This window comes from Nucisporomicrobium flavum (genome assembly GCF_016464385.1).
Taxonomy (GTDB): domain Bacteria; phylum Actinomycetota; class Actinomycetes; order Mycobacteriales; family Micromonosporaceae; genus Actinoplanes; species Actinoplanes flavus_A.
Window position 1 is genome coordinate 308,399 of sequence record NZ_JADMLH010000003.1, and the last position, 22,704, is coordinate 331,102.

Consider the following 22,704-nt stretch of genomic DNA (forward strand, 5'->3'; position numbering starts at 1 on the left):
CGCAGATCAAGACCAAAAGGGCGAAGGTGAAGGCGATGCGCATCCTGCACACGTCCGACTGGCATGTCGGGAAGGTCCTCAAAGGGCGGAACCGTCACGAGGAGCACATCAAGGTGCTCGCCCAGCTCGTCGAGGTCGCCCGCGCGGAGCGGCCCGACCTGGTCATCGTGGCCGGTGACCTCTACGACACGGCCGCGCCGTCGCCGGACTCGGTGCGGGTGGTCACCCGGGCCCTCTCCGCGCTGCGGCAGGCCGGCGCCCGGGTCGTCGCCATCGGCGGCAACCACGACAACGGGCAGGCGCTCGACGCGCTGCGGCCGTGGGCCGACGCGGCCGGCATCGAGCTGCGCGGCTCGGTGCGGGACAGGCCCGAGGATCTGATCATCCGTGGCGAGACCGCCTCCGGCGAGCGCTGGCAGGTGGCGGCCCTGCCGTTCCTCTCCCAGCGCTACGCGATCCGCGCGGTGGAGATGTACGACCTGACCGCCGCCGAGGCCAACCAGACGTACGCGGACCACATCGCCCGGCTCATCGCCCGCCTGGCCGAGGGCTTCGACGAGCCCGGGGTGGTGAACCTGCTCACCGCCCACCTGACGATCGTCGGCGCCAGCTCGGGCGGTGGCGAGCGGGAGGCGCACACGGTGATGGGATACGCGGTGCCGGCCACCGTCTTCCCGGCGAACGCGCACTATGTCGCGCTGGGCCACCTGCACCGCTCACAGCGCGTCATCGGCCCGTGCCCGGTGCGTTACAGCGGCAGCCCGCTCGCCGTCGACTTCGGTGAGGAGGAGAACGTCTGCTCCGTCGCGATCGTCGACGTCTCCGTGGATAAGGCGGCCCAGGTGCGCGACGTGCCGCTGACCTCGGCGCGGACGCTGCGTACGGTGCGCGGCAGCCTCGACCAGCTCGCCACGGTGAACCTTCCGGATGCGTGGCTGCGTGTCTACGTCCGTGAGAAGCCGCGCGTGGGCCTGCGCGAGGACGTGCAGGAGCTGCTGCCCAACGCACTCGAGGTGCGCATCGACCCGGACATGGTCCCCGAGCCCGGCAAGCAGACGGCCCAGCGCGCCGGCCGCTCGCCCCGGCAACTGTTCGGCGACTACCTGGACAACCGCGGCAACGCCGAGGAAGGCGTCCGCGAACTCTTCGACGAGCTGTATGACGAGGTGAGCACCCAGCAATGAGGCCTTTGCGGCTCGACATGGCCGGGTTCACGGTCTTCCGCGACGAGACCACCGTGGACTTCACCGACGCCGACTACTTCGCGCTGGTCGGCCCGACCGGCTCGGGCAAGTCCACGGTGCTCGACGGCATCTGCTTCGCCCTCTACGGCACCGTGCCGCGGTGGGGCGGCAGCCGGGGCATCGTCAACGCGCTCGCGCCGTCGGCCACCGAGGCCCGGGTCCGGCTCGTCTTCGAGTCGGCCGGATCGCGGTACGTGGCCACCCGGGTGGTGCGCCGCGACGGCCGGGGCAGCGTCAAGACGGCCGGCGCCGGCCTGCAGCTGATGCCACCTGGCTTCGACGTGACCCGCCTCGACACCGGGATGAGCCTCGACGACCTCGGCGACGTGCTCGCGGGCACCCCGGCGGAGATGGACCGTGCGGTCGTGGAGGCCGTGGGGCTGCCGTACGAGCAGTTCACCAGCTGTGTCGTGCTGCCCCAGGGCCAGTTCGCCGACTTCCTGCACGCCAAGCCCGCGACCCGCCAGCAGATCCTCGTCAACCTCCTCGGCCTGCACGTCTACGAGGAGGTGCAGACCCGCGCCTCCAACCGCGCCACCAAGGCGGAGGCCCAGCTCGCCGTCGTGGACCAGGCCCTGGCCGGGCTCGCCGACGCCGACGACGCGGCGGTCGAGGCGGCGGAGGCGCGGGTCACGGCCATGCGGGAGCTCACCGCGGCGGTCGAGGCGGCGGTGCCGCGGCTGCGCACCGCCCGCGAGCGCGAGACCGAGCTGGCCGCCGCGCGCGATGCGATCGCCGAGGAGCTCGCGGTGCTGAGCCGGGTCACCATGCCCGCCGGCAGCGCCAAGATCGCCGAGGCCGCGGCCGCCGCGCGGGACCGGGCCGCGGAGGCGGCCACGGCCGTGCGGGCCGCCGAGGAGCACGAGGAGAAGGTACGAGGTGAGCTCGCGGCGGCCGGCGACGCGGGCTCGCTCGGGCTGCTCCTGGACCGCCACGTCGAGTTCGACCGGCTGACCGGCCAAGCCGAGTGGTTCGCCGGCGAGGTCTCGGTCGCCGAGGTCGAGCACCGGGACGCGATCGCCGCCGCCGAGCTGGCCCACGCCGCCCACCTCGGGGCCGAGCAGCTGCTCGAGCAGGCCCGGCTGGACTACGCCGAGGCGCAGACCGTGGACCGCGCCGCAGCCCTGCGCGCGCACCTGAAGGCCGGCGACGACTGTCCGGTGTGCACCCAGCCGGTCGCGACCGTGCCGCCGATGCCGGAGGGCTCCGCGGTGAAGGTCGCCGAGCAGCAGGGCAAGGCGGCCCGGGCGGCCGCGGACGTCGCCTCGACCGCGTGGAAGCAGCGCGACGCCGTCGCCCGCGAGCTGGAACGCGGCCTCGACCGCAAACGGGCCCAGTTCGAGCAGCACAAGGCCCGGCTCGCCGAGGTGCAGGCCGGGCTGGCCGGCTCGCCCGGCGCCGACGCGCTGCGGGCCCGGCTCGCCGAACTGACCAAACTGCAGCGCAAGCTCGACGACGCGGGCACCGACGTCCGCGCGGCCCGGGAGGCCCAGCGCCGCGCCCAGGCCGCGGTGGCCGGCGCGGAGGAGCAGCAGCGGACGGCTTGGCGCTCCTTCGACACGGTCCGCGACGCCGTGGCCCGCTTCTCCCCGCCGCCGGCCGACCGCGACGACCTCGCCGGGGCCTGGACGGCGCTGGTCGACTGGGCCCGCGACTCGGCCGCGCACCGGGAGACGGCCCGCGCGGAGGCGGTCGCCGCCGTCGAAGCGGCACACGCCGACACCCAGCGGGAACGGGCGGCGGTCGTCGCGCTCTTCGCCGACAGCGCGGTCCCCGCCCCGCAGAGCGGCTCCGACGCCGACCTCATCCGCGCCGCCGCGGTCGCCGCGGAACGCGCCCAGGCGGCCTGGCAGCGGCTGGTGGACCGCCGCGAGGAAGCCCAGCGGTACGCCGAACAGCGCGCCTCGCTCGTCCGCGACGGCCGGGTCGCCAAGTCCCTCGCCGGTCACCTGCGCGCCAACAATTTCGAGCGGTGGCTGCTCGAGGAGGCGCTCGACCTGCTCGTCGACGGCGCCTCCCGGATCCTGCGCGAGCTCACCGGCGGCCAGTACGACCTCATGCACGACAAGGGCGAGTTCTACGTGATCGACCACCACGACGCGGGGCTGCGCCGGGGCGTACGCACGCTCTCCGGCGGGGAGACGTTCCAGGCGTCGCTGGCCCTCGCCCTGGCCCTGTCCGAGCAGCTCGCCGGCATGTCCACCACGGCCGCCAGCCTCGAATCGATCGTGCTGGACGAGGGCTTCGGCACGCTCGACGCCGCGACCCTCGACGTGGTGGCGGCGACGCTGGAGAACCTCGCCGCCCGCGGGGACCGCATGGTCGGGGTGGTCACCCACGTGCACGCCCTGGCGGAACGGGTGCCGGTGCGGTTCGAGGTGCACAAGGACGCGCGTACGGCGCACGTGGAACGGGTGGGCCTGTGACCAGGATGTTCGTCGACGCGTGGGACCCGGCGTACGGGGCGTCGTTCGAGGGCGGCGACGGCTCCGACGGGCCGGCCTCGCCCAGCAGTGCCCAGGTCGACGCCGACGTGGAGGTGCCCGCGGCCGAGTGGGCGCCCATCGACGTGTCGCCTCGGGTGCGCTGCCCCGACGTGGTGTTCCTGGTCGACGGCGTACGCCGCAACGACGCCGGCCTGTGGACCGCCGAGGAGGACGGCCAGTCGTACGCGGGCCTCGCCGCCTCGTACGCGGCCGGCGTCGTCCGCTGCGACCTGCGCAACGGCGTCGCCGAGCTGGCCGGCGCCCGGGTGGGTCGCGGCCTGTTCACCGCCAGCCCGTCGGCCGGCGACGTCCAGGCGGGCTCCGTGCGCTACGAGATCCACCGGGTCAGCGGCACCGGCGAGGCCAGCAAGCTCCCCGCGGCCGTCCAGGCCCCACTCACCGCCCTCGAGATCGAGATCTCCGGCGAGGCCCGCCACCACGGCTCCGACGGCGCGGACCTGCTCGTGGTCGACGGCCCGCTGCGCAACCGCCGCCAGTTGCCCCGCACCATCGGGTACGTCAAGACCCAGCAGAAGCAGTACCTGTCGGCCCAGCTCACCCAGGTCGTCACGGCGCTCCGGCCGGCGCAGCGCACCCCGGTGTTCGCGCTCGGCACGGTCTGGGGCGGCTGGTCCTGGTACCTGCGCCTCCCCGGAGCCTCCGGGGCGCCGTGGTCCGGCATCGTGCGCGTGGAATGCTCGCCGGACCTGACACCCGAGGAAGCCATCGAGCTGGCCGACCTCTCGCTGGCGACGCTGCCGCGTTTCGCGTCGTCGGCGTACAAGGACCCCCGGGCCCCGCAGAACCTGGTGCCGATCGCGGGCCTGGAGCGGCGGCTGCGCGGGATGCTGGGGGACGCGCGGGTGCTGCACCGGGCACTGACGCTGGCAACGGCCCGAAGCCGCTGACAACCGGCCACAGCGCGCCACACGGTCGCACGCCGGCGGGCGGTGGCGCGCGCCGGGCGGTGGCGCGCGCTGGCCCCCGGTGACGCGCGCTAACCCGCGCTAACCCACGGTGGCGCGTCGGCCCGCGGTGACGCGCGCTGGCCTGCACCCGCGCTGGCCTGCACGCGCCGGCCTGCACGCGCGCTGGCCCGCGTTGGCGCGCGCTGGCCCGCGGTGCCGCGCCGGGCCGTCATGCGCGGCGTGCCCGAGCGTCCGCCGTGGGCGGCGTGCGGGCCGGCGGTTCCGCATTGTGGGCCCGTCGGCGGTTCCGCCCGCCCGGACCGGCTGCGATCGGCCGTTCGGGTCGCCACCCGGCCGTTCGGGTCGCCACTCGGCCGTTCGAATCGGCCACCCGGCCCGTCGGCGGTCCGCGACCCGGTCGGTGTCGGCACGCCGGCCCTCACTCCAGATCGGCGATATACAGCTTTCGTCCCTTTCGGCGGTAAGCGGCGGACCTGCTCACCGTTGCCGCCGGGCTACCCAACGCTAGGCTTCCGAGCCTGATCCACAACGGTCGGTAAGGGTCGCATGACGCGGCGCCGACAACGGATCCGCCGAGCGTGTGGAGTACGCACCGCGCGTCTGTCGACTCCCGCTCGGCGCTGAGTATTATTCGCGTGCCCCTAGGCCCATATCGGGACCTATGGATGGATGTTGCGCCCCCCATGCGCGCCCTGGGCTGCCCGCTCCGGCGGGCGATCAGGTGTGCCCGACGTCCCTGGAACCGGAGGACCCTCTTGCGACTGCGTGTCGATGCCGCCCCGCCTCCCAGGATCCCGGAATTTTTCCCGTCCGCTTTGATCCCGGCGGGTGCCCCCGGCCGTATGACAGGCGACGGGGAAAGCACCGGCAGGAGGAATCGATGCATGCGATGGTCATGGAGCGGCTCGCGCCGGCTGGGGAGCGCGTCATGACGCAGCAGCGTTCCGGGGGCCGGTGGCAGGCGCTCGACGGAGGCCGTGGTGCGGACAATGATGACGCCGTGATGCCGCGACAGGCCCGCCATGAGGCCGGGTCGGCGACCGCGAGTCACGAGGACACGCTCGTCCGGATGCTCTACGAGGAGCATGCGGGACCGCTGCTGATGTTCGTGCTCCGCCTCACCGGCGGGGACCGGCAGCGGGCCGAGGACATCGTGCAGGAGACGCTGCTGCGGGCGTGGCGCAACGCGCACCGCCTCGGCGCCCAGGGGCAGCAGTCGCTGCGGCCCTGGCTGGTCACGGTGGCCCGGCGGATCGCGATCGACGACCACCGCAGCGTCAGCGCCCGCCCGCCGGAGACGTACGACCGGGAGCTCGAGAGCTTCCCGAGTACGGCCGACGACACGGACCGGGTCCTGCAGCTGATGACGGTCACGGATGCCCTGCGTACGCTGAGCCAGTCGCACCGGGAGATCCTCGTCGAGACCTACTTCCGCGGCCGGACCGTTCCGGAGGCGGCGGAGGTGCTCGGCCTGCCGCTGGGTACGGCCAAGTCGCGTGTGTACTACGCCCTGCGGGCCCTGCGTACGGCTCTGCAGCAGCGGGGGGTGACGGAGTAATGACACAGGAACAGCACTTCGACGTCGCCGCGTACGCCCTGGGCGTGCTCGACGAACGCGACGCCGCCCGCTTCGAGGACCATCTGATCGACTGCCCGGCGTGCGCGATCGAGCTCGAGTCCCTGCTGCCCGTGGTGGACATCCTGTCGGACGTCGACGCGGACGCCCTGGTGGCCACCGAGCAGTCGCGCCGCGACGGCGTGGTGCTCAAGAAGATGATCGGCGAGGTGGCGCAGGAGCGGCGCCGCGCCAACAGCCGGCGGTTGTATTCGCTCGCCGCGGCGGTCGTCGTCTTCGCCATGCTCTCGATCGGCGCGCTCTTCGCCGGGGGCCAGTTGTTCGGCTCCGACCCGCAGAGCCCGCAGGCGCCGCCGCGGTCCAGCAAGCAGCTCGACCCGCTGCCGCTGGCCAAGGGCGGCCTCGGTGGCACGCCGCTGGCCGGCGAGGTGCTCACCAACACGGACTCGCGGACCAACGTGACCGCCTCGGTGGGCTTCGAGCCGAAGGACTGGGGCACCCAGGTGTCGTTCGCGGTCTCCAACGTCAAGGGCCCGCTGACCTGCCGGCTCGTCGCCGTCCGTACGGATGGCAACTCGGAGGTGCTGTCGACCTGGACCGTGGGGGACAAGGGCTGGGGCACCGCCGCCCAGCCGGAACCCCTGCTGCTGCAGGCCGCCACCGCGCTCCCGCGCGCCGACATCGCGCACATCCAGGTGCAGTCGATCGACTCGAAGGGCGCCACGGAGACGCTCGTCCGGGTTCCCTGACCCCACCCTCGTCGAAAGGCCCGGCCGCCGATGCGGCCGGGCCTTTCCGTGTCCGTACGCATTGTCGGTGACGCCATTACGCGGCGCGACGGATGATCGCGAGGGCCTGTCATTCACGGACGCGGGTCGCGAAGGGTTCAAAGAATTTTCCGGGAAATTGATTCCGCCGATTCTTCAACCGCTGCGCCGGGCGGCGCGTACTACTGCGCGGAACACGGAGATGAAGAGATCAGTTGGAGGGCTCTCGTGGTACCGGAGAAGCGAAAGTTGATCGTCGTCAGCGCCGCGATCGCGGCGGCGTTCGCGCTGCCCGGTTGCGCTCCCGCCGGTTACAACAGCGGCGGCAGTGACTACGGCGCCCAGCCGGCCGCCAACGCGGTCGACGCCACCCCGGAGGCGACGGCCGAGCCGACCGCCGGTGCCACGCCCGGCGTGGACACCGAGGACGGCTCCGACGAGGCCTCGGACACCCCGGAGCTCAGCGAGGACGAGGTCACCACGGAGCTGAAGGCCGAGAAGGTCAAGCGGATGGGCGAGACCGTCCAGAACGAGGACGGCTTCGTGCTCTACCGCTTCGACAAGGACAAGGTGAAGCCCGAGGTCGTCTCCAACTGCAACGGCGACTGCGAGAAGATCTGGCCGCCCGCAGTGATCAACAAGGGCGAGGAGCCGAAGCTCGAGGGCGTCGACGCGGACCTCGTCGGCACGGTCGAGCGCAAGGACGGCACGCTGCAGCTGACCCTCGACAAGTGGCCGCTGTACACGTACATCGGCGACAAGAAGCCCGGGCAGTGGAAGGGCCAGAACGTGGCCGGCTCGTGGTTCGTCGTCACGCCGGAAGGCAAGAAGAACCTCACCTGCCTCCCGCCGCCGTCGAAGGCCGTGGCGCCGCCCGCCGACGACGAGAACAGCGACTCGCAGGACAGCGGCGGCGACGCCGGTTCCGACAACTCCGGGTCCGACTACAGCTACTGAGTGTGTACCCGTATGCGAATCACCGCCCATAAGTTCTCTTTAAGTCGGGCGTAAGAAGTTCATTTTCCATTGCGACACCGCAAGACCTGCTCCTAGCGTTTCCGGCGTTCGACCACGGTTCGCCGGAATCGTTTCCCCACCCGTCGTCGGAGGTGTGATTCATGATTGCCGCTCGCTCTTCTCGCCGGCTTCAGCGCTGGCTGGTGGGCGTCTCGGCAATGTCCCTGGCGTTCCTGCTGGCCCCGGCCGGCGTTGCCCGGGCGGCCGATTCGACGCCCGTGCCGGTCCCGCCCAACACCGGGCTGACCGACAAGGGCACCGGCACGGTCACTGCGGCGGACCGGGACTTCGTCATCAAGGTCCGGCTCGCCGGGCTCTGGGAGATCCCGGCGGGCAACATGGCCGTCGAGAAGTCGGACGACCCGCGGATCCAGGAGATCGGCCGCAACATCTCGGCCCAGCACGTCGTGCTCGACAAGCTCGACATCGCGGTGGCGAAGAAGCTGGGTGTGGCACTGCCGAATCAGCCGAACGGCGATCAGCAGGGCTGGCTCAACGAGATGCGTACGGCGCCGACGAGCCGGCAGTTCGACCAGCTCTACATCGACCGGCTCCGCTCCGCGCACGGCAAGATCTTCCCGGCGATCGCGACGATCCGGGCCAGCACGCGCAACGACTCGGTGCGCAAGCTGGCGCAGCAGGCCAACCAGTTCGTCATGACGCACATGACCCTGCTGGAGAGCAGCGGCATCGTCGACTACTCCCAGCTGCCGACCCTTCCGCCGCCGGCCGCCGCCGGCAAGGGGCCGGTACCGGTCGACAACGCGATGCTCGCCGCCGCCAGCAGCCCGGGTGGCGTCCCCGGGGTGAGCACCTCGGTCATCCTGCTCGTCCTCGCCGGTGCCCTCGTGGCCGGCGTGGTCACCACGATGCGCATCTTCCGGGCGCGCTAGCCCACGAACGGTTCCCCGACCTGGCCAGCCGACCAGGCCGTACGGCAGTACCTCCAGGCGGCTCCACCGCCCGCCACGTGTGGACAGAGAAAGGTGTCAGCAATGCGAAGGTCGCAGTACCGGCGCGAATCCAAGTACTCCAAGTGGTTCACCGGTCGGCGCCGGATCATCGCCGCGGTAGCCACTTTGGTTGCCTTCGGTGGCATCGTCACCGTCACGCAGGTGTCGGACGCGAGCACCAAGCGTTCCACGCAGCGTGCTCTGGCCGCTTGCAACAACATCCAGGCGCCGAAGAAGTCAAAGCTGTCGACCGAGACCCGGCGTGGCACCTACACCACGAACAAGGGCCGGGTGACCCAGCACGCCGACGACGGCTCGGGTGACATCCCGACCACCGAGCAGATGCGGGCCCGCTGCCGCCAGTGGGTGATGCAGAACGCCGGCAACAACCAGGGCGGTGGCGGTAACAACGGCGGTGGCGGCGCAAGCCCGGCCCCGTCGAACAGCACCGCGGCCGGCGGTCAGAACGGCGGTCAGAACGGCGGCGGCCAGAACGGCGGTCAGAACGGCGGCGGCCAGAACGGCGGCAACAACGGTGGTGGCGCCGCCACCCCGCCTCCGGGCGCGGGCCTGGGCATCCTGACCAACAGCTGCTCCACCAGCCAGCTCACGCCGCACGACGGCTTCCAGAACGGCAACCGCTGCGTCTCCACCGAGTTCGGTGAGGTCGGCGCGCAGGAGAACAACCCGTCGCTGCTCATCACCGAGGCGCCGACCGAGGTGCAGCCGAACACCCCGTTCACCCTCAAGGTGAGCACCCGCAACCTGATCCGTGACCGGTTCCTCGCGGCCGGCCAGGGCGGCTACTACGTCGAGTCCTCGGTGCTGCAGGACGGCATCGTCCGCGGTCACTTCCACACCGCCTGCCGCATGCTGGCCAGCACCAACGAGGCGCCGGACCCCGCTCCCGTCCCCGCGTTCTTCGTCGCGACGGAGGACAAGCAGGGCGGCCGGGCTCCCGACACCGTGACGATCCAGGTCCCGGGCCTGCCGCAGGAGGGCACCGCCCAGTGCGCCTCGTGGGCCGGTGACGGCTCGCACCGCATCCCGATGATGCAGCGCGCCAACCAGACCCCGGCCTTCGACGCGGTCCGCATCGAGGTCGGCGGCGGCGGCAACGGCGACCAGGGCGGCCAGAACCAGGGCGGCCAGCAGGACCAGGGTCAGCAGCAGGGCGGCCAGCAGCAGGGCGGCCAGCAGGACCAGGGTCAGCAGCAGGACCAGAACCAGCAGCAGGACCAGAACCAGCAGCAGGACCAGAACGGTGGCCAGAACGGCGGCCGCAACGGCAACAACAACTAGGTACGGAGCCCTGCCGCACCCGGGAACCGAACCCCGCGGGGCCGCGCCACCTCTGACAGGGCGCCGCCCCGCCGGGGACCCCCCGTCGGAACCCGGACCGCCGTCCATCCCCCTGAGGACGGCACCCGCGGCAGGCGGTTCGAGCAGGTAATCGGCTGACGAAAGGAGGCGCGGGAACCGCTCGGGCCGAGCTGCCAGCTCCGCCGCCGGGTGACGCGGACCGACTCGGGTGTCCGCGCCCACCCTCCCCGATGGCCCTGACCGGGAGCGCGGTCAGGGCCATCGGCATGCCCGGGGCCGGGCCGCAGCGAAACGGCAGGCGACCCGGACGCGGGAAACGGACCGGCCGGGAAGCCGGGAAAGGTCCGTATAGTGGCGCGGGTGGCGACGACCGTGACGCGCCGGCTGAGTCCGCCGGACGGATACCTCTTCACGAGGACGCTGCGGTCGTTGCTCGTCGTCCGGTACGACCCCTGCGGCAAGCTCGTCGACGGCGAGTTCTGGCTCGCGGCGCGTACCCCCGACGGTCCTGCGACCCTGTGCCTCGCGCGCGACGGCGCGGAGCTGAGCGCGACCGGGCACGGGCCCGGCGCGGGGTGGATCGTCGAGCGGGCCGACGCGATCGCCGGGCTGCGCGACGAGCTGGGTGACTTCCCGGCCATGGCGGCCGGGCATCCGCTGGTCGCGCGGCTGGCCAGGACCTTCTCGGGGGTACGGTTCCCCGCGACCGGCCTGGTGTTCCACCGCCTGATCCGCGCGGTGCTGGAGCAGAAGGTGACCGGCATCGAGGCGCACCGGGCGTACCGGGCCTTGGTCAAGCACTTCGGGGAGCCCGCGCCGGGGCCGGTGGAGCTGCTGCTGCCGCCCGATCCCGAGATGGTGGCCGCGACGCCGTACTGGGTGTTCCATCCGTTCGGGGTCGAGCAGAAACGCACCCAGGCCTTGCTGCGCTGCGCGGTCGAGGCGGCCCGGCTGGAACTGTGCGGGGACAGCGCCGAGGCGACGCGCAGGCTGACCTCGATCCCCGGGATCGGGCCGTGGACGGCAGCCGAGGTGGTGCGGACGGCGTACGGCGACCCTGACGCGGTCAGCGTGGGCGACTACCACATCCCGAACACCGTGGCGTGGGCGCTGGCCGGGGAGGCGCGCGGCACGGACGCGCGGATGCTGGAGCTGCTGGCGCCGTACGAGGGGCATCGGGGCCGGGTCTGCGAGCTGCTGGCGGCGGGCGGCATCATGGCCCCCCGCTTCGGCCCCCGGATGCCGGTCCGGTCCTTCGCCCGCTTCTGAGCGGCGCCCGAGCTGGCAGACTGCACCTGTGGCTTTCACGTTGACGATCGACTGCGGTGGCGGTGGCATCAAGGGGTCGGTGCTCGACGAGGCCGGCACGATGCGCGCGCACCCGTTGCGCGTGCCCACGCCGTACCCGTTACCTCCGGATCTGTTCGTGAAGACGCTGGTCGGGCTCGGCGAGCGGTTGCCGACCGCCGACCGGGTGACCGTCGGCATGCCGGGCATGCTGCGCCACGGCGTGGTCGTGGCGACGCCGCACTACGTCACCCGCAGCGGGCCGCGGACGAAGGTGGATCCCGAGCTGGTCGAGGCGTGGCAGGGGTACGACGCACGCACCGCGCTGGCCGAGGCGTTCGGGCTGCCGACGCTGGTGCTCAACGACGCCGAGGTGCACGGGGCCGGCGTCGTGGCGGGGACCGGGTGCGAGCTCATCCTGACGTTGGGTACGGGCCTGGGCTGCGCGCTCTTCGACGGCGGCGCGCTCGCCCCGCACCTGGAGATGTCGCAGGCGCCGGTGCGCTGGGGCATGAGCTACGACACGTACATCGGCGAGCACGAGCGCCGGCGGCTGGGGGACGCGCTCTGGTCGCGGCGGGTCCGCAACGTCGTCGAAGGGCTGCGGCCGGTGTTCCTGTGGGACCGGCTCTACCTGGGCGGCGGCAACTCCCGGCTGATCACCGCGACCCAGCTGGCGCGGATGGGTGACGACGTGGTGGTGGTGCCGAACACCGCAGGCATCGTCGGGGGCGTGCGCGCCTGGACGCTCAACACCCGCTGAGATGCTGCCTTCCCCGGTCGCGTTGCTGCTCGACTTCGGTGGGGTGCTCGCCGAGGCCCCCCGGCCCGATCCCGCCCCGCCGGGCCTGGTGCTGCGGCTGTACAACCTCACGAACGGCGTGCTGTCGCCCGGGGAGATCAACCGTGCGCTGGTCGACGGCGCCGAGGCGTACGCGGCATGGCGTGACCGCGACGAGCCGGACGAGCTGCCCCAGGCGGAGGTGTGGCGGCGCTTCGTCACCTCCGGCTGGCCGCAGCGCGCGCAGGAGGCCGTACGGGTCAACGCGGCGAAGCTCAGCTACGACTGGGCCTGGCGCCCGACGTGGGCGTTGCGCCCGGGCGTGCCGGAGGCGTTGCGGGCGGCCCGGGCGGCCGAGCTGCCGATGGCGGTCGTCAGCAACACGCTGTGCGGGGCGGCGCATCGCGACTTCCTCGCGAAGGCGGGCGTCGGCGGGCTCTTCGCCGCGCAGGTGTACAGCGACGAGGTGGGCGTGCGCAAACCGAACCCGGAGATGATCTGGCACGCCACGCGGCGGCTGGGCGTACCCACCGGGGAGTGCTGGTTCGTCGGGGACAGCTACCGCCGCGACGTCGTCTGTGCCCGCCGCGCCGAGGCCGGAGCGGCGATCCTCATGCGATCGCTGCGGACGTCCACGGAGGACGCCACCCGCTGGCCCGAGCCGGACATGGTGGTGGAGGACGGCTTCGGGCTGAGGGACCTGCTGCCGTTCTAGGGTCAGGCCGCGATCGGCTGCGGGTTGCGCAGCCAGGTCAACGCCTCGGTGGGGTCCAGCGGCGAGGAGTAGTAGTAGCCCTGGCCGAGCGGGCAGCCGAGCTGGGCGAGCATCCGGCGGTGCGTCGCGTCCTCGATGCCCTCGGCCACCACGGTGAGGTTGAGCGTCTGCGCCAGGCTGACGATGCCGCGGACCAGCGCGAACTGCTGCTCGTCGCCGACCATGTCGTCGATGAACATCTTGTCGATCTTCAGCACGTCGATCGGGCGCTGGCGCAGGTAGCCCAGCGACGAGTAGCCCGTGCCGAAGTCGTCGATGGCGATGCGTACGCCCATCTCCCGCAGCACCGCGAGGTCGGACCAGATCCGCTCGTCGTCGCCCATCAGCAGGGTCTCGGTGATCTCCAGCATCAGCGCCTGCGGCGGTACGCCCGCATATTCGAGCGACGCGCGCACCTGCTCGACGAAGCCGGACTGCCGGAACTGCCGGACGGACACGTTCACGCTGACGTACGGCTGGCGGGTGCGCGGCAGGATCCGCCGCCACTGGGCGACGGTGTGCAGGGCCTGGTCGAGCACCCAGCGTCCCATCGGCACGATGAGCCCGCTCTCCTCGGCGACCTCGATGAACTGGTCCGGCGCGATGAGCCCGCGGGCCGGGTGGTGCCAGCGGACCAGCGCCTCGAAGCCCACTGCCTCGTCCGTGGTCAGGTCCACGATGGGCTGGTACTGCAGCACGAAGTGGCCCTCGTTGACCGCGTGGTCCAGCGCGGAGCGCAGCTCGAGGCGCTCGACCATCGCGCTGTGCAGGTGGCTCTGGTAGCGCCGCCAGCGGTTCTTGCCGGCGCCCTTGGCCACGTACAGCGCGAGGTCGGCCTGGCGCAGCAGCTCGTCGGCGTTGTCGGCCTCCGGGGTGGTGGTGATGCCGATGCTCGCGACCGCCTGCAGCACCTCCCCGTCGACGACGATGGGCGCGTTCAGCGCGGCGAGGATGCGGGTGGCCGTCTCCTCGACAGCGCCGGGGTCCTGCACGTTCTCCACCAGCGCGGCGAACTCGTCGCCGCCGATGCGCGCGGCGGTGTCGTCGGCGCGCAGCGCACCGGAGATCCGTTCCGCGACCGCGATGAGCAGCTGGTCGCCGACGGCGTGGCCGAGCGTGTCGTTGACGATCTTGAAGTCGTCGAGGTCGATGAAGAGCACGCCGACCACCGAGCCGTCGCGGGCGCCGCGGGCCAGGGCGTGCTGCAGCCGGTCGGCGAACAGCACCCGGTTCGCCAGCCCGGTGAGGGAGTCGTGGAAGGCCTGGTGGGTGAGCTCGCGTTCGAGCCGCCGCCGCTCGGTGACGTCGCGCAGCGTCACGACCAGCCCGGCGACGGTCTGGTCGGCGCGCAGGTCCCGCAGGTGCATCTCGAGCAGCACCTCGGTACGCCGCCGCCCGACCGCCCGGAAGTCGAGGCCCTCCAGCGTGGAGTCGCCGGCCCGGACCGCGCTCAGCACGCCGGCGAGGCGTACGCGGTCACCGGGGTGGATGATCTCGGGCAGCTTGACGCTCACCGGGTCGGCGCCGAGCACCTGGACCGCGGAGGGGCTCGCGTACCGGACCCGGTCCTCCTCGTCGACGATGAGGATGACGTCGGAGGTGTTGAGCACGAGCGTCCGGAAGTAGGCCTCGCTGTTGCGCCGGATCACCTCCTGGCTGAGCGCGATCCGTTCCAGCGCGAGCGCCACCTGGGTGGCCAGCACCTCGAGGGCGCGCTGCAGCCCCAGCAGCGCCGTCGTCGGGCCGCCGACGTGCAGCACGCCCACCAGCGGGTCACCGGTGGGGCGGTCGGCGAGCACGAGCGGGCAGCGCAGCACCGTGTTGAAGTGGGTCAGCCGTACGGCGACCGCCCAGTCGACGTCGCGGGTGGCGACCAGGCGCGCGGCGGTGCCGGTGGCCCGGTCGACCTCGGACTGGGCCGCGGCCTCGGCCGAGATCGGCTGTTCGGGTTCGGTGATCGCCATGGCCAGCACCACGCGGTGCGGCACGTCGGAGGGGAGCAGTTCGGCGACGGCCCTGCGGACGGCGTCGGCGACCTCGTCCGCGTCGGCCGCCGAGACCAGCGCCGCGGACGCCTCGCGCAGGCCGCGCTCGCGGGCCAGGGCCAGCCGGTGACTGGCCATCAGCCCGGCCATCCGGGCCAGGACGAGCAGGAACGTGCACGTGCTCAGCGCCGCGATCACCGACAGGTTCCGGGCGCCCCCGTCGAGGCCGGCCCGCAGCACCAGGACCGCCGGTGCGACGAGCGAGGCCCCGCCCAGCAGCGCCAGCCGGGTACGCCCCAGCTCGGTGGTCGGCCGGGGTGCGGCGTGGGTCAGCTCGGTCATCGAGGGGTGCAGCGCGGCCAGGCCGAGGGCGGCGTACCAGGGGAGCGGCCCGAGGGCGGCCAGGTGGTCGAACCCGTCGCGGTAGCGGGCCACGTCGGTGACCACCAGCGCCAGGAGCCCGGCGGTCAGCCACTCCCCGGCGCCCAGGCGGCGGTGGGAGGCGGTGAGCAGACGGGCGAGCAGCGCAAAACAGAGGAGCCCGCCGACCGGGTACGCCAGCTCCACCCAGTGGCCGGCGGCGCCTTCGCGGAGCTGCGGATCGAAGACGAACGTCCACGCCAGCAGCGCCAGGCCGCAGGTCAGCGTGAGGGCGTCGAGCAGGCCGCCACGGTCGCGCCGCCCTCCGGCGCGGTGCCGGACGAACAGCGCCAGGGCCAGGGCCAGCACCGGGTAGACGGCCAGGAGCAGGCCGGTGCCCACGGCGGGGAGCACGGGTACGGCGGTGTCGAGGCGGGCGGCGTCGCCGAGCGCCGACAGGGCGACCGCGGCCGCGAGGAGCTGCCAGGGGCCGCGCGCGACGGGCCGGTACCGGCGGACGCCGAAGGTGACGGCGAGCGCCGCGGCGAGGGCGGCGGCGAGGCGTACGGGGGTGTGCCAGGCCGGCTCGGCGGCATGAACCACTGCCAGGGCGAGCATCAGGCTGCCGAGGAGGGCAGCGGCGAGCCGTGTCGGCATGCTGCTCCCTCCGGCGTACTGGACGACGACGCTGCCCCCTGATCGGTCCCGTGCCGCGTCAGCTGAGCAGAATCGCAGGGTGTCCACCACTGCTGAGTTCGTCCGCGCGCATACGCGGCTCGCGCCCGTACCCTTCGTCCCCGAGCTGGTGCTGCACCAGGCCGACGAGCCGATCGAGCTCTGGGAGCTGACCGAGGCTGCCGGCGCCGAGCAGCCGCCGCCGTTCTGGGCGTTCGCCTGGGCGGGCGGTCAGGCGCTGGCCCGGCACGTGCTGGACGACCCGGCGCTCGTGGCCGGCCGCGACGTGCTGGATCTGGCGACCGGGTCGGGCCTGGTCGCGGTGGCGGCGGCGAAGGCGGGTGCCCGCTCGGTGACCGCGAACGACATCGATCCGCTGTCGCTGGCCGCGGCCGAGGCGAACGCTTGTGCAAATGGCGTGAAGGTGGCGCTGGCCGAGGGAGATCTTCTCGAATCCGGGTACGCCGATGCCGGTGTCATTCTCGCCGGCGACGTGTTCTACAGCCGCGAGATGGCCGCCCGGGTGCTGCCGTTCCTGCGCGCGGCGGCCGGGCGGGGCGCGTTGGTGCTGGTGGGGGACCCGGGGCGGGCGTACCTGCCGACGCAGGGCATGGTGCGCCGGTCGACGTACGACGTGCCGGTGAACGAGGCGCTGGAGAGCGTGCCGATGCGCCGGACGAGCGTCTGGCAGGGACATTTCACGTACCGGTAACACGAGATTGTTCAACAACTCTTGTGCGATCGTTGAACAATCCCTAGCGTCAGCGGTGCCTCCGCTCGAACCATCCCGATCGAGGAGCGCCGATGACCACGGAACTGACCACCCCCGCCAGGACCCGCCGGACCGCCCTGATCGGGGCGATCTTCCTGATGGCCACCAGCGCCATCGGGCCCGGCTTCATCACCCAGACCACCACCTTCACGGCGAAGCTGGGCGCCGCGTTCGCCTTCGGCATCCTCATGTCGATCCTGGTGGACTTCGTCGTCCAGATGAACATCTGGCGCATCGTCTCGATCAGCGGCCGGCGCGCCCACGAGATCGCCAACGCGGTCGTCCCGGGCGCCGGCCACCTGCTCGCCGCGCTGGTCATCCTCGGCGGGCTGGTGTTCAACATCGGCAACGTGGCCGGCTCCGGGCTCGGGCTCAACGCTGCCCTGGGCCTCGACCCCAAGCTCGGCGGCGCGATCAGCGCGCTCATCGGCATCGTCATCTTCGCCGTGAAGCGCGCCGGCATGGCCATGGACCGGCTGCTCATCGTGCTCGGCCTGGTCATGATCGGGCTGACCCTGTACGTCGCGATCGTGTCCGGGCCGCCCGTCGGCACCGCGCTGCAGCAGACCGTGCTGCCCGACGACATCGACTTCGCGGCGATCACCACGATCGTCGGCGGCACGGTCGGCGGCTACATCACGTACTCCGGGGCGCACCGGCTGCTGGACAGCGGCACCGCCGGCCCCGAGCACGTCCGCGAGGTCACCCGCGGAGCGCTCACCGGCATCGCCGTCACCGGCCTCATGCGGTTCCTGCTGTTCCTGGCGATCCTCGGCGTGGTGGCCGGCGGCGTCGCCCTCGACACCTCCGGCAACGCCACCGCGCAGGCCTTCCGCTCGGCGGCCGGCGAGTTCGGCGAGCGGGCCTTCGGCATCGTCCTCTGGGCCGCCGCCATCACCTCCGTGGTCGGCGCGGCGTTCACCTCGGTGTCGTTCTTCAACGCCTTCTCGCCCAAGCTCACCGCGGGCCGCCCCCGGGCCTGGGCGACGGTCGCCTTCATCGCCGTCAGCGCCGGCATCTACCTGCTGATCGGTACGGCGCCCTCGGCCCTGCTCGTCTTCGCCGGTGGCTTCAACGGCCTCATTCTGCCCATCGGCTTCACGATCCTGCTGTACGCGGCGTGGCGCCGGCGGGAGCTGCTCAAGGGGTACGCGTACCCGGCGTGGCTGCTCGTACTGGGCGCCGCCGTGGCCGCCCTCACCTGGTACATGGGCATCACATCGGCGCGCACGATCTTCGACTACCTGGCCGGCTGACGCCGCCCGCGCGAAGGAGGAGACATGGACCTCAACAGCGACCTCGGCGAGGGCTTCGGCACCTGGCGCCTCGGCGACGACGCCGCGATGCTGGGCATCGTCAGCAGCGCCAACGTGGCCTGCGGCTTCCACGCCGGCGACCCGCGGACGCTGCTCGCCACCTGCGAGCGGGCGGTGTCGAGCGGCGTGGTCATCGGCGCCCAGGTCGGCTACCGGGACCTGCCCGGCTTCGGCCGGCGCTTCATCGACTACGAGACCGACGACCTGGTCGCCGACCTGATCTACCAGATCGGCGCCCTGGACGGCCTCGCCCGCGCCGCCGGCGACCGGGTGCTCTACGTCAAGCCGCACGGCGCGCTCTACAACACGATCGTGCACCACGAGCAGCAGGCCGCCGCGGTGGTCGACGCGGTCCGCCGGTACGACCCCGATCTGCCGGTGCTGGGCCTGCCCGGGTCCGCGTTCCTGCTGCTCGCCGAGGACGCCGGGCTGCGGACCGTCCGCGAGGCCTTCGCCGACCGGGGCTACAACCCCGACGGGACGCTCGTCTCCCGCCGGCTGCCCGGGGCGCTGCTGCACGACCCCGCCGAGGTCGCCGAGCGCATGGTCCGGCTGGTCACCGACCGCACCCTGGTGGCCGTGGACGGGTCGGTGATCAAGGTGGAGGCCGATTCGATCTGCGTGCACGGCGACTCGCCGGGCGCCGTGCAGATGGCCCGGGCCGTGCACGACGGGCTCACGGCTGCGGGCGTACGCATCACCGCCTTCGCCGGAGCCGGCGCATGACCGCCGCGGCCGACCTGCGCGCGCGGTTCCGGGCCGGCCTGGTCCGGCCCACGGCCGGCCTCGCGCCGGGCGTGGCGCAGGCCAACCTCATCGCCGTGCCCCGCGACTGGGCGTGGGACATGCTGCTGTACGCGCAGCGCAACCCCAAGCCCTGCCCGGTGCTCGACGTGACGGACCCCGGCTCGCCGGCCACCGTCCTCGCCCCCGGCGCCGACGTGCGCACCGACCTGCCGCTCTACCGGATCTGGCGCGACGGCGAGCTCGTCGAGGAGGTCCCGGACGCGACCGCGGCGTGGCGCGACGACCTGGTGGCGTTCCTCATCGGCTGCAGCTTCAGCTTCGAGGCCTCCCTGATCGAGGCCGGCATCGAGGTCCGCCACATCGCCGCGGGCAGCAACGTGCCGATGTACCGCACCGCGCGTGACTGCCGGCCGGCCGGGCGGATGCGCGGCGAACTGGTCGTCTCCATGCGGCCGATCCCGGCGGACCGGGTGGCGGACGCGGTGACGATCAGCGGCCGGTTCCCCGCGGTGCACGGCGCGCCGGTGCACATCGGGGACCCGGCCGGGCTGGGCATCGGCGACCTCGCCAAGCCCGACTTCGGCGACCCGGTCGAGCTCCGGCCGGGCGAGATCCCGGTGTTCTGGGCCTGCGGCGTCACGCCTCAGGCGGCCGTGATGGCCTCGCAGGTGCCGTACGCGATCACCCACGCACCCGGGCACATGTTCGTGACCGACGTGCCCGACACGGAATACGAGGCATGACGAGATTCCTGCGCTGCGGGCGGGAGGCCGTGCTCGCCGAGGTGGACGACCTCGACGCGGCCCTCGCCCTGTATGCGGCCCTGCGCGCGGCCGCCCTGCCCGGCGTCACGGACCTGGTGCCGGCGGCCCGTACGGTGCTGATCCGGTTCGACCCGGCGGTCACGTCCCCGGCGATGGTCCGGGAGGCGGCCGCCGCCCTCGAGCCGGACGGGCACGGGCAGGCGTACGCCGGCTCCGTCGAGATCCCGGTGGTCTACGACGGTCCCGACCTGGCCGAGGTCGCCGAGCACCTGCGGGTCACGCCGGACGAGGTCGTCGCGCGGCACACCGGCACGCCGTGGACCGTGGCGTTCGCCGGCTTCGCGCCCGGCTTCGGCTATCTGACCGGCGGGCACCCCAGCTTCGACGTGCCCCGGCGGACCACGCCGCGGACCCGCATCCCGGCCGGCTCGGTGGGGCTGGCGGGCCGGTTCTCCGGCGTCTATCCCAGCGACAGCCCGGGCGGCTGGCAGCTGATCGGCAGCACCACGGAACGCATGTGGGACCTCGACCGGCCCGAACCGGCGCTGCTGCTGCCCGGCGTACGAGTGACCTTCAAGGCGGTACGGCGATGACGATGACAGTGCTGCGGACCGGTCCGCTGGCCGTGTTCAAGGACGCCGGCCGCCCGGGCCACGCGCACCAGGGCGTCGCACCGTCGGGCGCGGTGGACCGGGCCGCGTACGCCCGCGCCAACGTGCTGGCCGGTAACCCGCCGGGTGCGGCCGTCCTGGAGTGCACCCTGGGCGGCCTGCGGGTGCGTTTCGACGAGGCCGCGGTGGCCGTGCTGACCGGTACGGACGCCGTGCTCACGGTGGACGGCGAGCGCACCGGCGTGGAGGAGGTCGTCGAGGTCCCCGCCGGTGCCACCGTCTCCGTCACCATGCCGCGGCGCGGGCTGCGCAGCTACCTGGCCGTGCGCGGTGGCTTCGCCGTCCCGCCGGTGCTGGGCTCTCGCTCGACCGACCAGCTCGGGATGGGCCCGGCCCGGCCGGCTCCCGGCGACGTCCTGCGCATCGGCCCGGTCTCCGGCAAGCCCGGGGACGCCCCGGCGCTCGCCCCGGCGGTGGACGGGCCGCTCGAGGTCGACCTCGGCCCGCGCGACGACTGGTTCACCGCCGAGGCGATCGAGACGTTCCTCCGCGCCGAGTACACGGTCACCCCGGCGAGCAACTCGGTGGGCCTTCGGCTCGACGGCCCTCCGCTGACCCGCGCCCGCACGACCGAGCTGCCCAGCGAAGGAGTCGTCCGCGGGTCGGTGCAGGTACCGCCGGACGGCCTGCCGATCGTGTTCCAGGCCGACCACCCAGTGACCGGCGGATATCCCGTCATCGCGGTGCTCACCCCGGAATCGGCCGATCGCGCGGCGCAGCTGCGGCCCGGTGCCACCGTCCGCTTCACGCTTGCGCCCCACTGAGGGGCGCACATCGCGGGCTGGTTGACTGGAGCCGTGACGACCGTGGAGAGGCCGGGCTCCGCCGCGGGGGCTGATTCGGCCGCGCGGACTGGTTCCGCTGCGCGGGCCGGCTCCGCCGCGCGGGCGGCTGAGCAGCTGCGCAACTCGATGATCAACGGCGAGCTGGCGCCGGGGACCCGGCTCGCCGAGACCTCGCTCACCGGGCCGCTCGGCGTCTCCCGCAACACCCTGCGCGAGGCGTTCTCCACGCTCATCGAGGAAGGCCTGCTGGTCCGCGAGCCCAACCGCGGCGTGTTCGTCGCCACGCTCAGCCCGGCGCAGATCGCCGACATCTACCGCGTACGCGTCATGCTGGAATGCACCGCGCTCGCGCAGGCACCGACCGGCCCGCCGCGCGCCCAGGGCATGCGGGCGGCCGTGACCGACGCCCGCGCCGCGGAGGCGGCGGGGGACTGGCGGGGCGTGGGTACGGCCAACATGCACTTCCACGAGCAGATCGTGGCGCTGGCCGGCAGCCCCCGCCTCGACGGCTGGATGCGCCAGCTCACCGCGGAGCTGCGCCTGGCGTTCGTGGCGGCGCCCGACCCGGAGGCCCTGCACCGGCCGTTCGTGGCGATGAACGACGACATCACCACGCTGTACGAGGCCGGCGACCGCGACCGGGCCGCCGAGCTGCTCCGCGACTACCTGCTCACCTCCGAACGCGTGGTCCTCGGCACCCTCCCCTGAGCGCGCGTGCGGCAGGATGGCCGCGTGGCAGACATCATCGATCCCGCTATCAACCACTACGTCCTGACGCACAGCTCGCCCGCCGACCCGGTCCTGCGCGACCTCGCGGCCGAGACCGCCCGGTCCTTCCCCGGCGCGGCCGGCATGCAGATCAGCCACGACGAGGGCGAGCTGCTGACCATGCTGGTCCGGCTCACCGGCGCCCGGTTCGCCGTGGAGGTGGGCGTGTTCACCGGCTACTCGGCCATCTGCATCGCTCGCGGCCTGCCGGCGGACGGCCGGCTGCTCGCCTGCGACGTGTCGCCCGAGTGGACCGCGGTGGCGCGCGGCTACTGGGAGCGGGCCGGCGTGGCGGACCGGATCGACCTGCGGCTCGCCCCGGCCGTCGAGACGCTGCGGGCCCTGCCCGGCGAGGCCGTCATCGACTTCGCCTTCATCGACGCCGACAAGACCGGCTACCCGGACTACTACGCCGAGCTGGTGCCGCGGCTGCGGCCGGGCGGGCTGATCGTGCTCGACAACGTCCTGCGCGACGGCCGCGTCCTCGACCCGGCCGCGCAGGACCCGGCGGACCAGGCCATCCGCCGCATCAACGACCTGGTGGTGGCCGACGAGCGCGTCGACTGCGTGATGCTGCCGGTGCGCGACGGCGTCACCCTGATCCGCAAGCGCTGAAATCTGGCGCTGCCGGGCAACCCCTTTCCGGCGCGGCCGGCGGGCGGCCTGATCGGCCGGAGCGGAAACCTGGCGTTCCCGTGCAACCCTTTCCGGCGCGGCCGACGACGGTGAGGTGAGGGCGCCGGA

At 73.0% G+C, this 22,704-nt stretch carries 20 protein-coding genes; 19 read left to right on the forward strand and 1 reads right to left on the reverse strand.

The features are described 5' to 3' along the window. Positions 1-35 precede the first annotated feature (35 nt). The 11 genes from IT780_RS09465 to IT780_RS09515 all read left to right on the forward strand — a co-directional run bounded on the left by IT780_RS09465 (position 36) and on the right by IT780_RS09515 (position 13,078). On the forward strand, positions 36-1,184 hold the full coding sequence (locus tag IT780_RS09465; RefSeq protein ID WP_199511070.1) for an exonuclease SbcCD subunit D: 1,149 nt from the start codon (positions 36-38) through the stop codon (positions 1,182-1,184). Continuing rightward, on the forward strand, positions 1,181-3,670 hold the full coding sequence (locus IT780_RS09470) for an AAA family ATPase (RefSeq protein WP_199511071.1): 2,490 nt from the start codon (positions 1,181-1,183) through the stop codon (positions 3,668-3,670). Before IT780_RS09465 ends, IT780_RS09470 begins: the two co-directional genes overlap by 4 nt. Next, a complete protein-coding gene (locus IT780_RS09475; RefSeq protein ID WP_199511072.1) occupies positions 3,667-4,638 on the forward strand; it encodes a hypothetical protein in 972 nt (323 codons plus the stop codon). Before IT780_RS09470 ends, IT780_RS09475 begins: the two co-directional genes overlap by 4 nt. Positions 4,639-5,539: 901 nt before the next feature. Further along, positions 5,540-6,217 carry a sigma-70 family RNA polymerase sigma factor gene (locus tag IT780_RS09480; protein WP_199511073.1) on the forward strand — a complete coding sequence of 226 codons (678 nt, stop codon included), beginning with the start codon at positions 5,540-5,542 and terminating at the stop codon, positions 6,215-6,217. After that, positions 6,217-6,984: an anti-sigma factor family protein gene (locus IT780_RS09485; RefSeq protein ID WP_199511074.1), complete on the forward strand. Its 768-nt coding sequence runs from the start codon at positions 6,217-6,219 to the stop codon at positions 6,982-6,984. The genes IT780_RS09480 and IT780_RS09485 overlap by 1 nt, the downstream gene beginning before the upstream one ends. A gap of 267 nt (positions 6,985-7,251) precedes the next feature. Then, the gene (locus IT780_RS09490; protein ID WP_233412508.1) at positions 7,252-7,959 is read left to right on the forward strand and encodes a COG4315 family predicted lipoprotein; all 708 of its coding nucleotides are present in this window, start codon (positions 7,252-7,254) and stop codon (positions 7,957-7,959) included. Positions 7,960-8,120: 161 nt separating this feature from the next. Continuing rightward, positions 8,121-8,912, forward strand: coding sequence for a DUF4142 domain-containing protein (locus IT780_RS09495; RefSeq protein ID WP_199511076.1), 792 nt, complete (start codon positions 8,121-8,123; stop codon positions 8,910-8,912). A 102-nt stretch (positions 8,913-9,014) separates the two neighbouring features. Beyond that, entirely contained in the window at positions 9,015-10,274 is a 1,260-nt protein-coding gene (locus IT780_RS09500; RefSeq protein ID WP_233412509.1) for a Pecanex-like protein 1, read from the forward strand. A 372-nt stretch (positions 10,275-10,646) separates the two neighbouring features. Further along, a complete protein-coding gene (locus IT780_RS09505) occupies positions 10,647-11,564 on the forward strand; it encodes a DNA-3-methyladenine glycosylase family protein (RefSeq protein WP_372443651.1) in 918 nt (305 codons plus the stop codon). 28 nt (positions 11,565-11,592) lie between these two features. After that, entirely contained in the window at positions 11,593-12,345 is a 753-nt protein-coding gene (locus tag IT780_RS09510; RefSeq protein WP_199511077.1) for an ROK family protein, read from the forward strand. Between the two features lies 1 nt (position 12,346). Further along, the gene (locus tag IT780_RS09515) at positions 12,347-13,078 is read left to right on the forward strand and encodes an HAD family hydrolase (protein ID WP_199511078.1); all 732 of its coding nucleotides are present in this window, start codon (positions 12,347-12,349) and stop codon (positions 13,076-13,078) included. A gap of 2 nt (positions 13,079-13,080) precedes the next feature. On the opposite strand, the gene IT780_RS09520 is transcribed toward IT780_RS09515, so the two are convergent. After that, positions 13,081-16,119 (reverse strand): putative bifunctional diguanylate cyclase/phosphodiesterase, encoded by a 3,039-nt coding sequence (locus tag IT780_RS09520; protein ID WP_199511079.1) that lies wholly within the window; start codon positions 16,117-16,119, stop codon positions 13,081-13,083. A gap of 79 nt (positions 16,120-16,198) precedes the next feature. On the opposite strand from IT780_RS09520, the gene IT780_RS09525 reads away from it, so the two are divergent. The 8 genes from IT780_RS09525 to IT780_RS09560 all read left to right on the forward strand — a co-directional run bounded on the left by IT780_RS09525 (position 16,199) and on the right by IT780_RS09560 (position 22,575). Further along, a complete protein-coding gene (locus IT780_RS09525) occupies positions 16,199-16,849 on the forward strand; it encodes a class I SAM-dependent methyltransferase (RefSeq protein ID WP_307831109.1) in 651 nt (216 codons plus the stop codon). A gap of 92 nt (positions 16,850-16,941) precedes the next feature. Beyond that, positions 16,942-18,165 (forward strand): NRAMP family divalent metal transporter, encoded by a 1,224-nt coding sequence (locus IT780_RS09530; protein ID WP_199511081.1) that lies wholly within the window; start codon positions 16,942-16,944, stop codon positions 18,163-18,165. 24 nt (positions 18,166-18,189) lie between these two features. Next, entirely contained in the window at positions 18,190-18,951 is a 762-nt protein-coding gene (locus tag IT780_RS09535) for a LamB/YcsF family protein (protein WP_199511082.1), read from the forward strand. After that, the gene (locus IT780_RS09540; RefSeq protein WP_199511083.1) at positions 18,948-19,715 is read left to right on the forward strand and encodes a putative hydro-lyase; all 768 of its coding nucleotides are present in this window, start codon (positions 18,948-18,950) and stop codon (positions 19,713-19,715) included. Before IT780_RS09535 ends, IT780_RS09540 begins: the two co-directional genes overlap by 4 nt. Further along, positions 19,712-20,329: a 5-oxoprolinase subunit B family protein gene (locus tag IT780_RS09545; protein ID WP_199511084.1), complete on the forward strand. Its 618-nt coding sequence runs from the start codon at positions 19,712-19,714 to the stop codon at positions 20,327-20,329. The genes IT780_RS09540 and IT780_RS09545 overlap by 4 nt, the downstream gene beginning before the upstream one ends. Continuing rightward, positions 20,326-21,171 carry a 5-oxoprolinase subunit C family protein gene (locus tag IT780_RS09550; protein WP_199511085.1) on the forward strand — a complete coding sequence of 282 codons (846 nt, stop codon included), beginning with the start codon at positions 20,326-20,328 and terminating at the stop codon, positions 21,169-21,171. Before IT780_RS09545 ends, IT780_RS09550 begins: the two co-directional genes overlap by 4 nt. Before the next feature lie 33 nt (positions 21,172-21,204). Further along, positions 21,205-21,900 (forward strand): GntR family transcriptional regulator, encoded by a 696-nt coding sequence (locus tag IT780_RS09555; RefSeq protein ID WP_307831110.1) that lies wholly within the window; start codon positions 21,205-21,207, stop codon positions 21,898-21,900. A gap of 24 nt (positions 21,901-21,924) precedes the next feature. Next, positions 21,925-22,575, forward strand: a complete 651-nt coding sequence (locus IT780_RS09560) for an O-methyltransferase (protein WP_199511086.1) — start codon at positions 21,925-21,927, stop codon at positions 22,573-22,575. Positions 22,576-22,704: the final 129 nt, after the last annotated feature.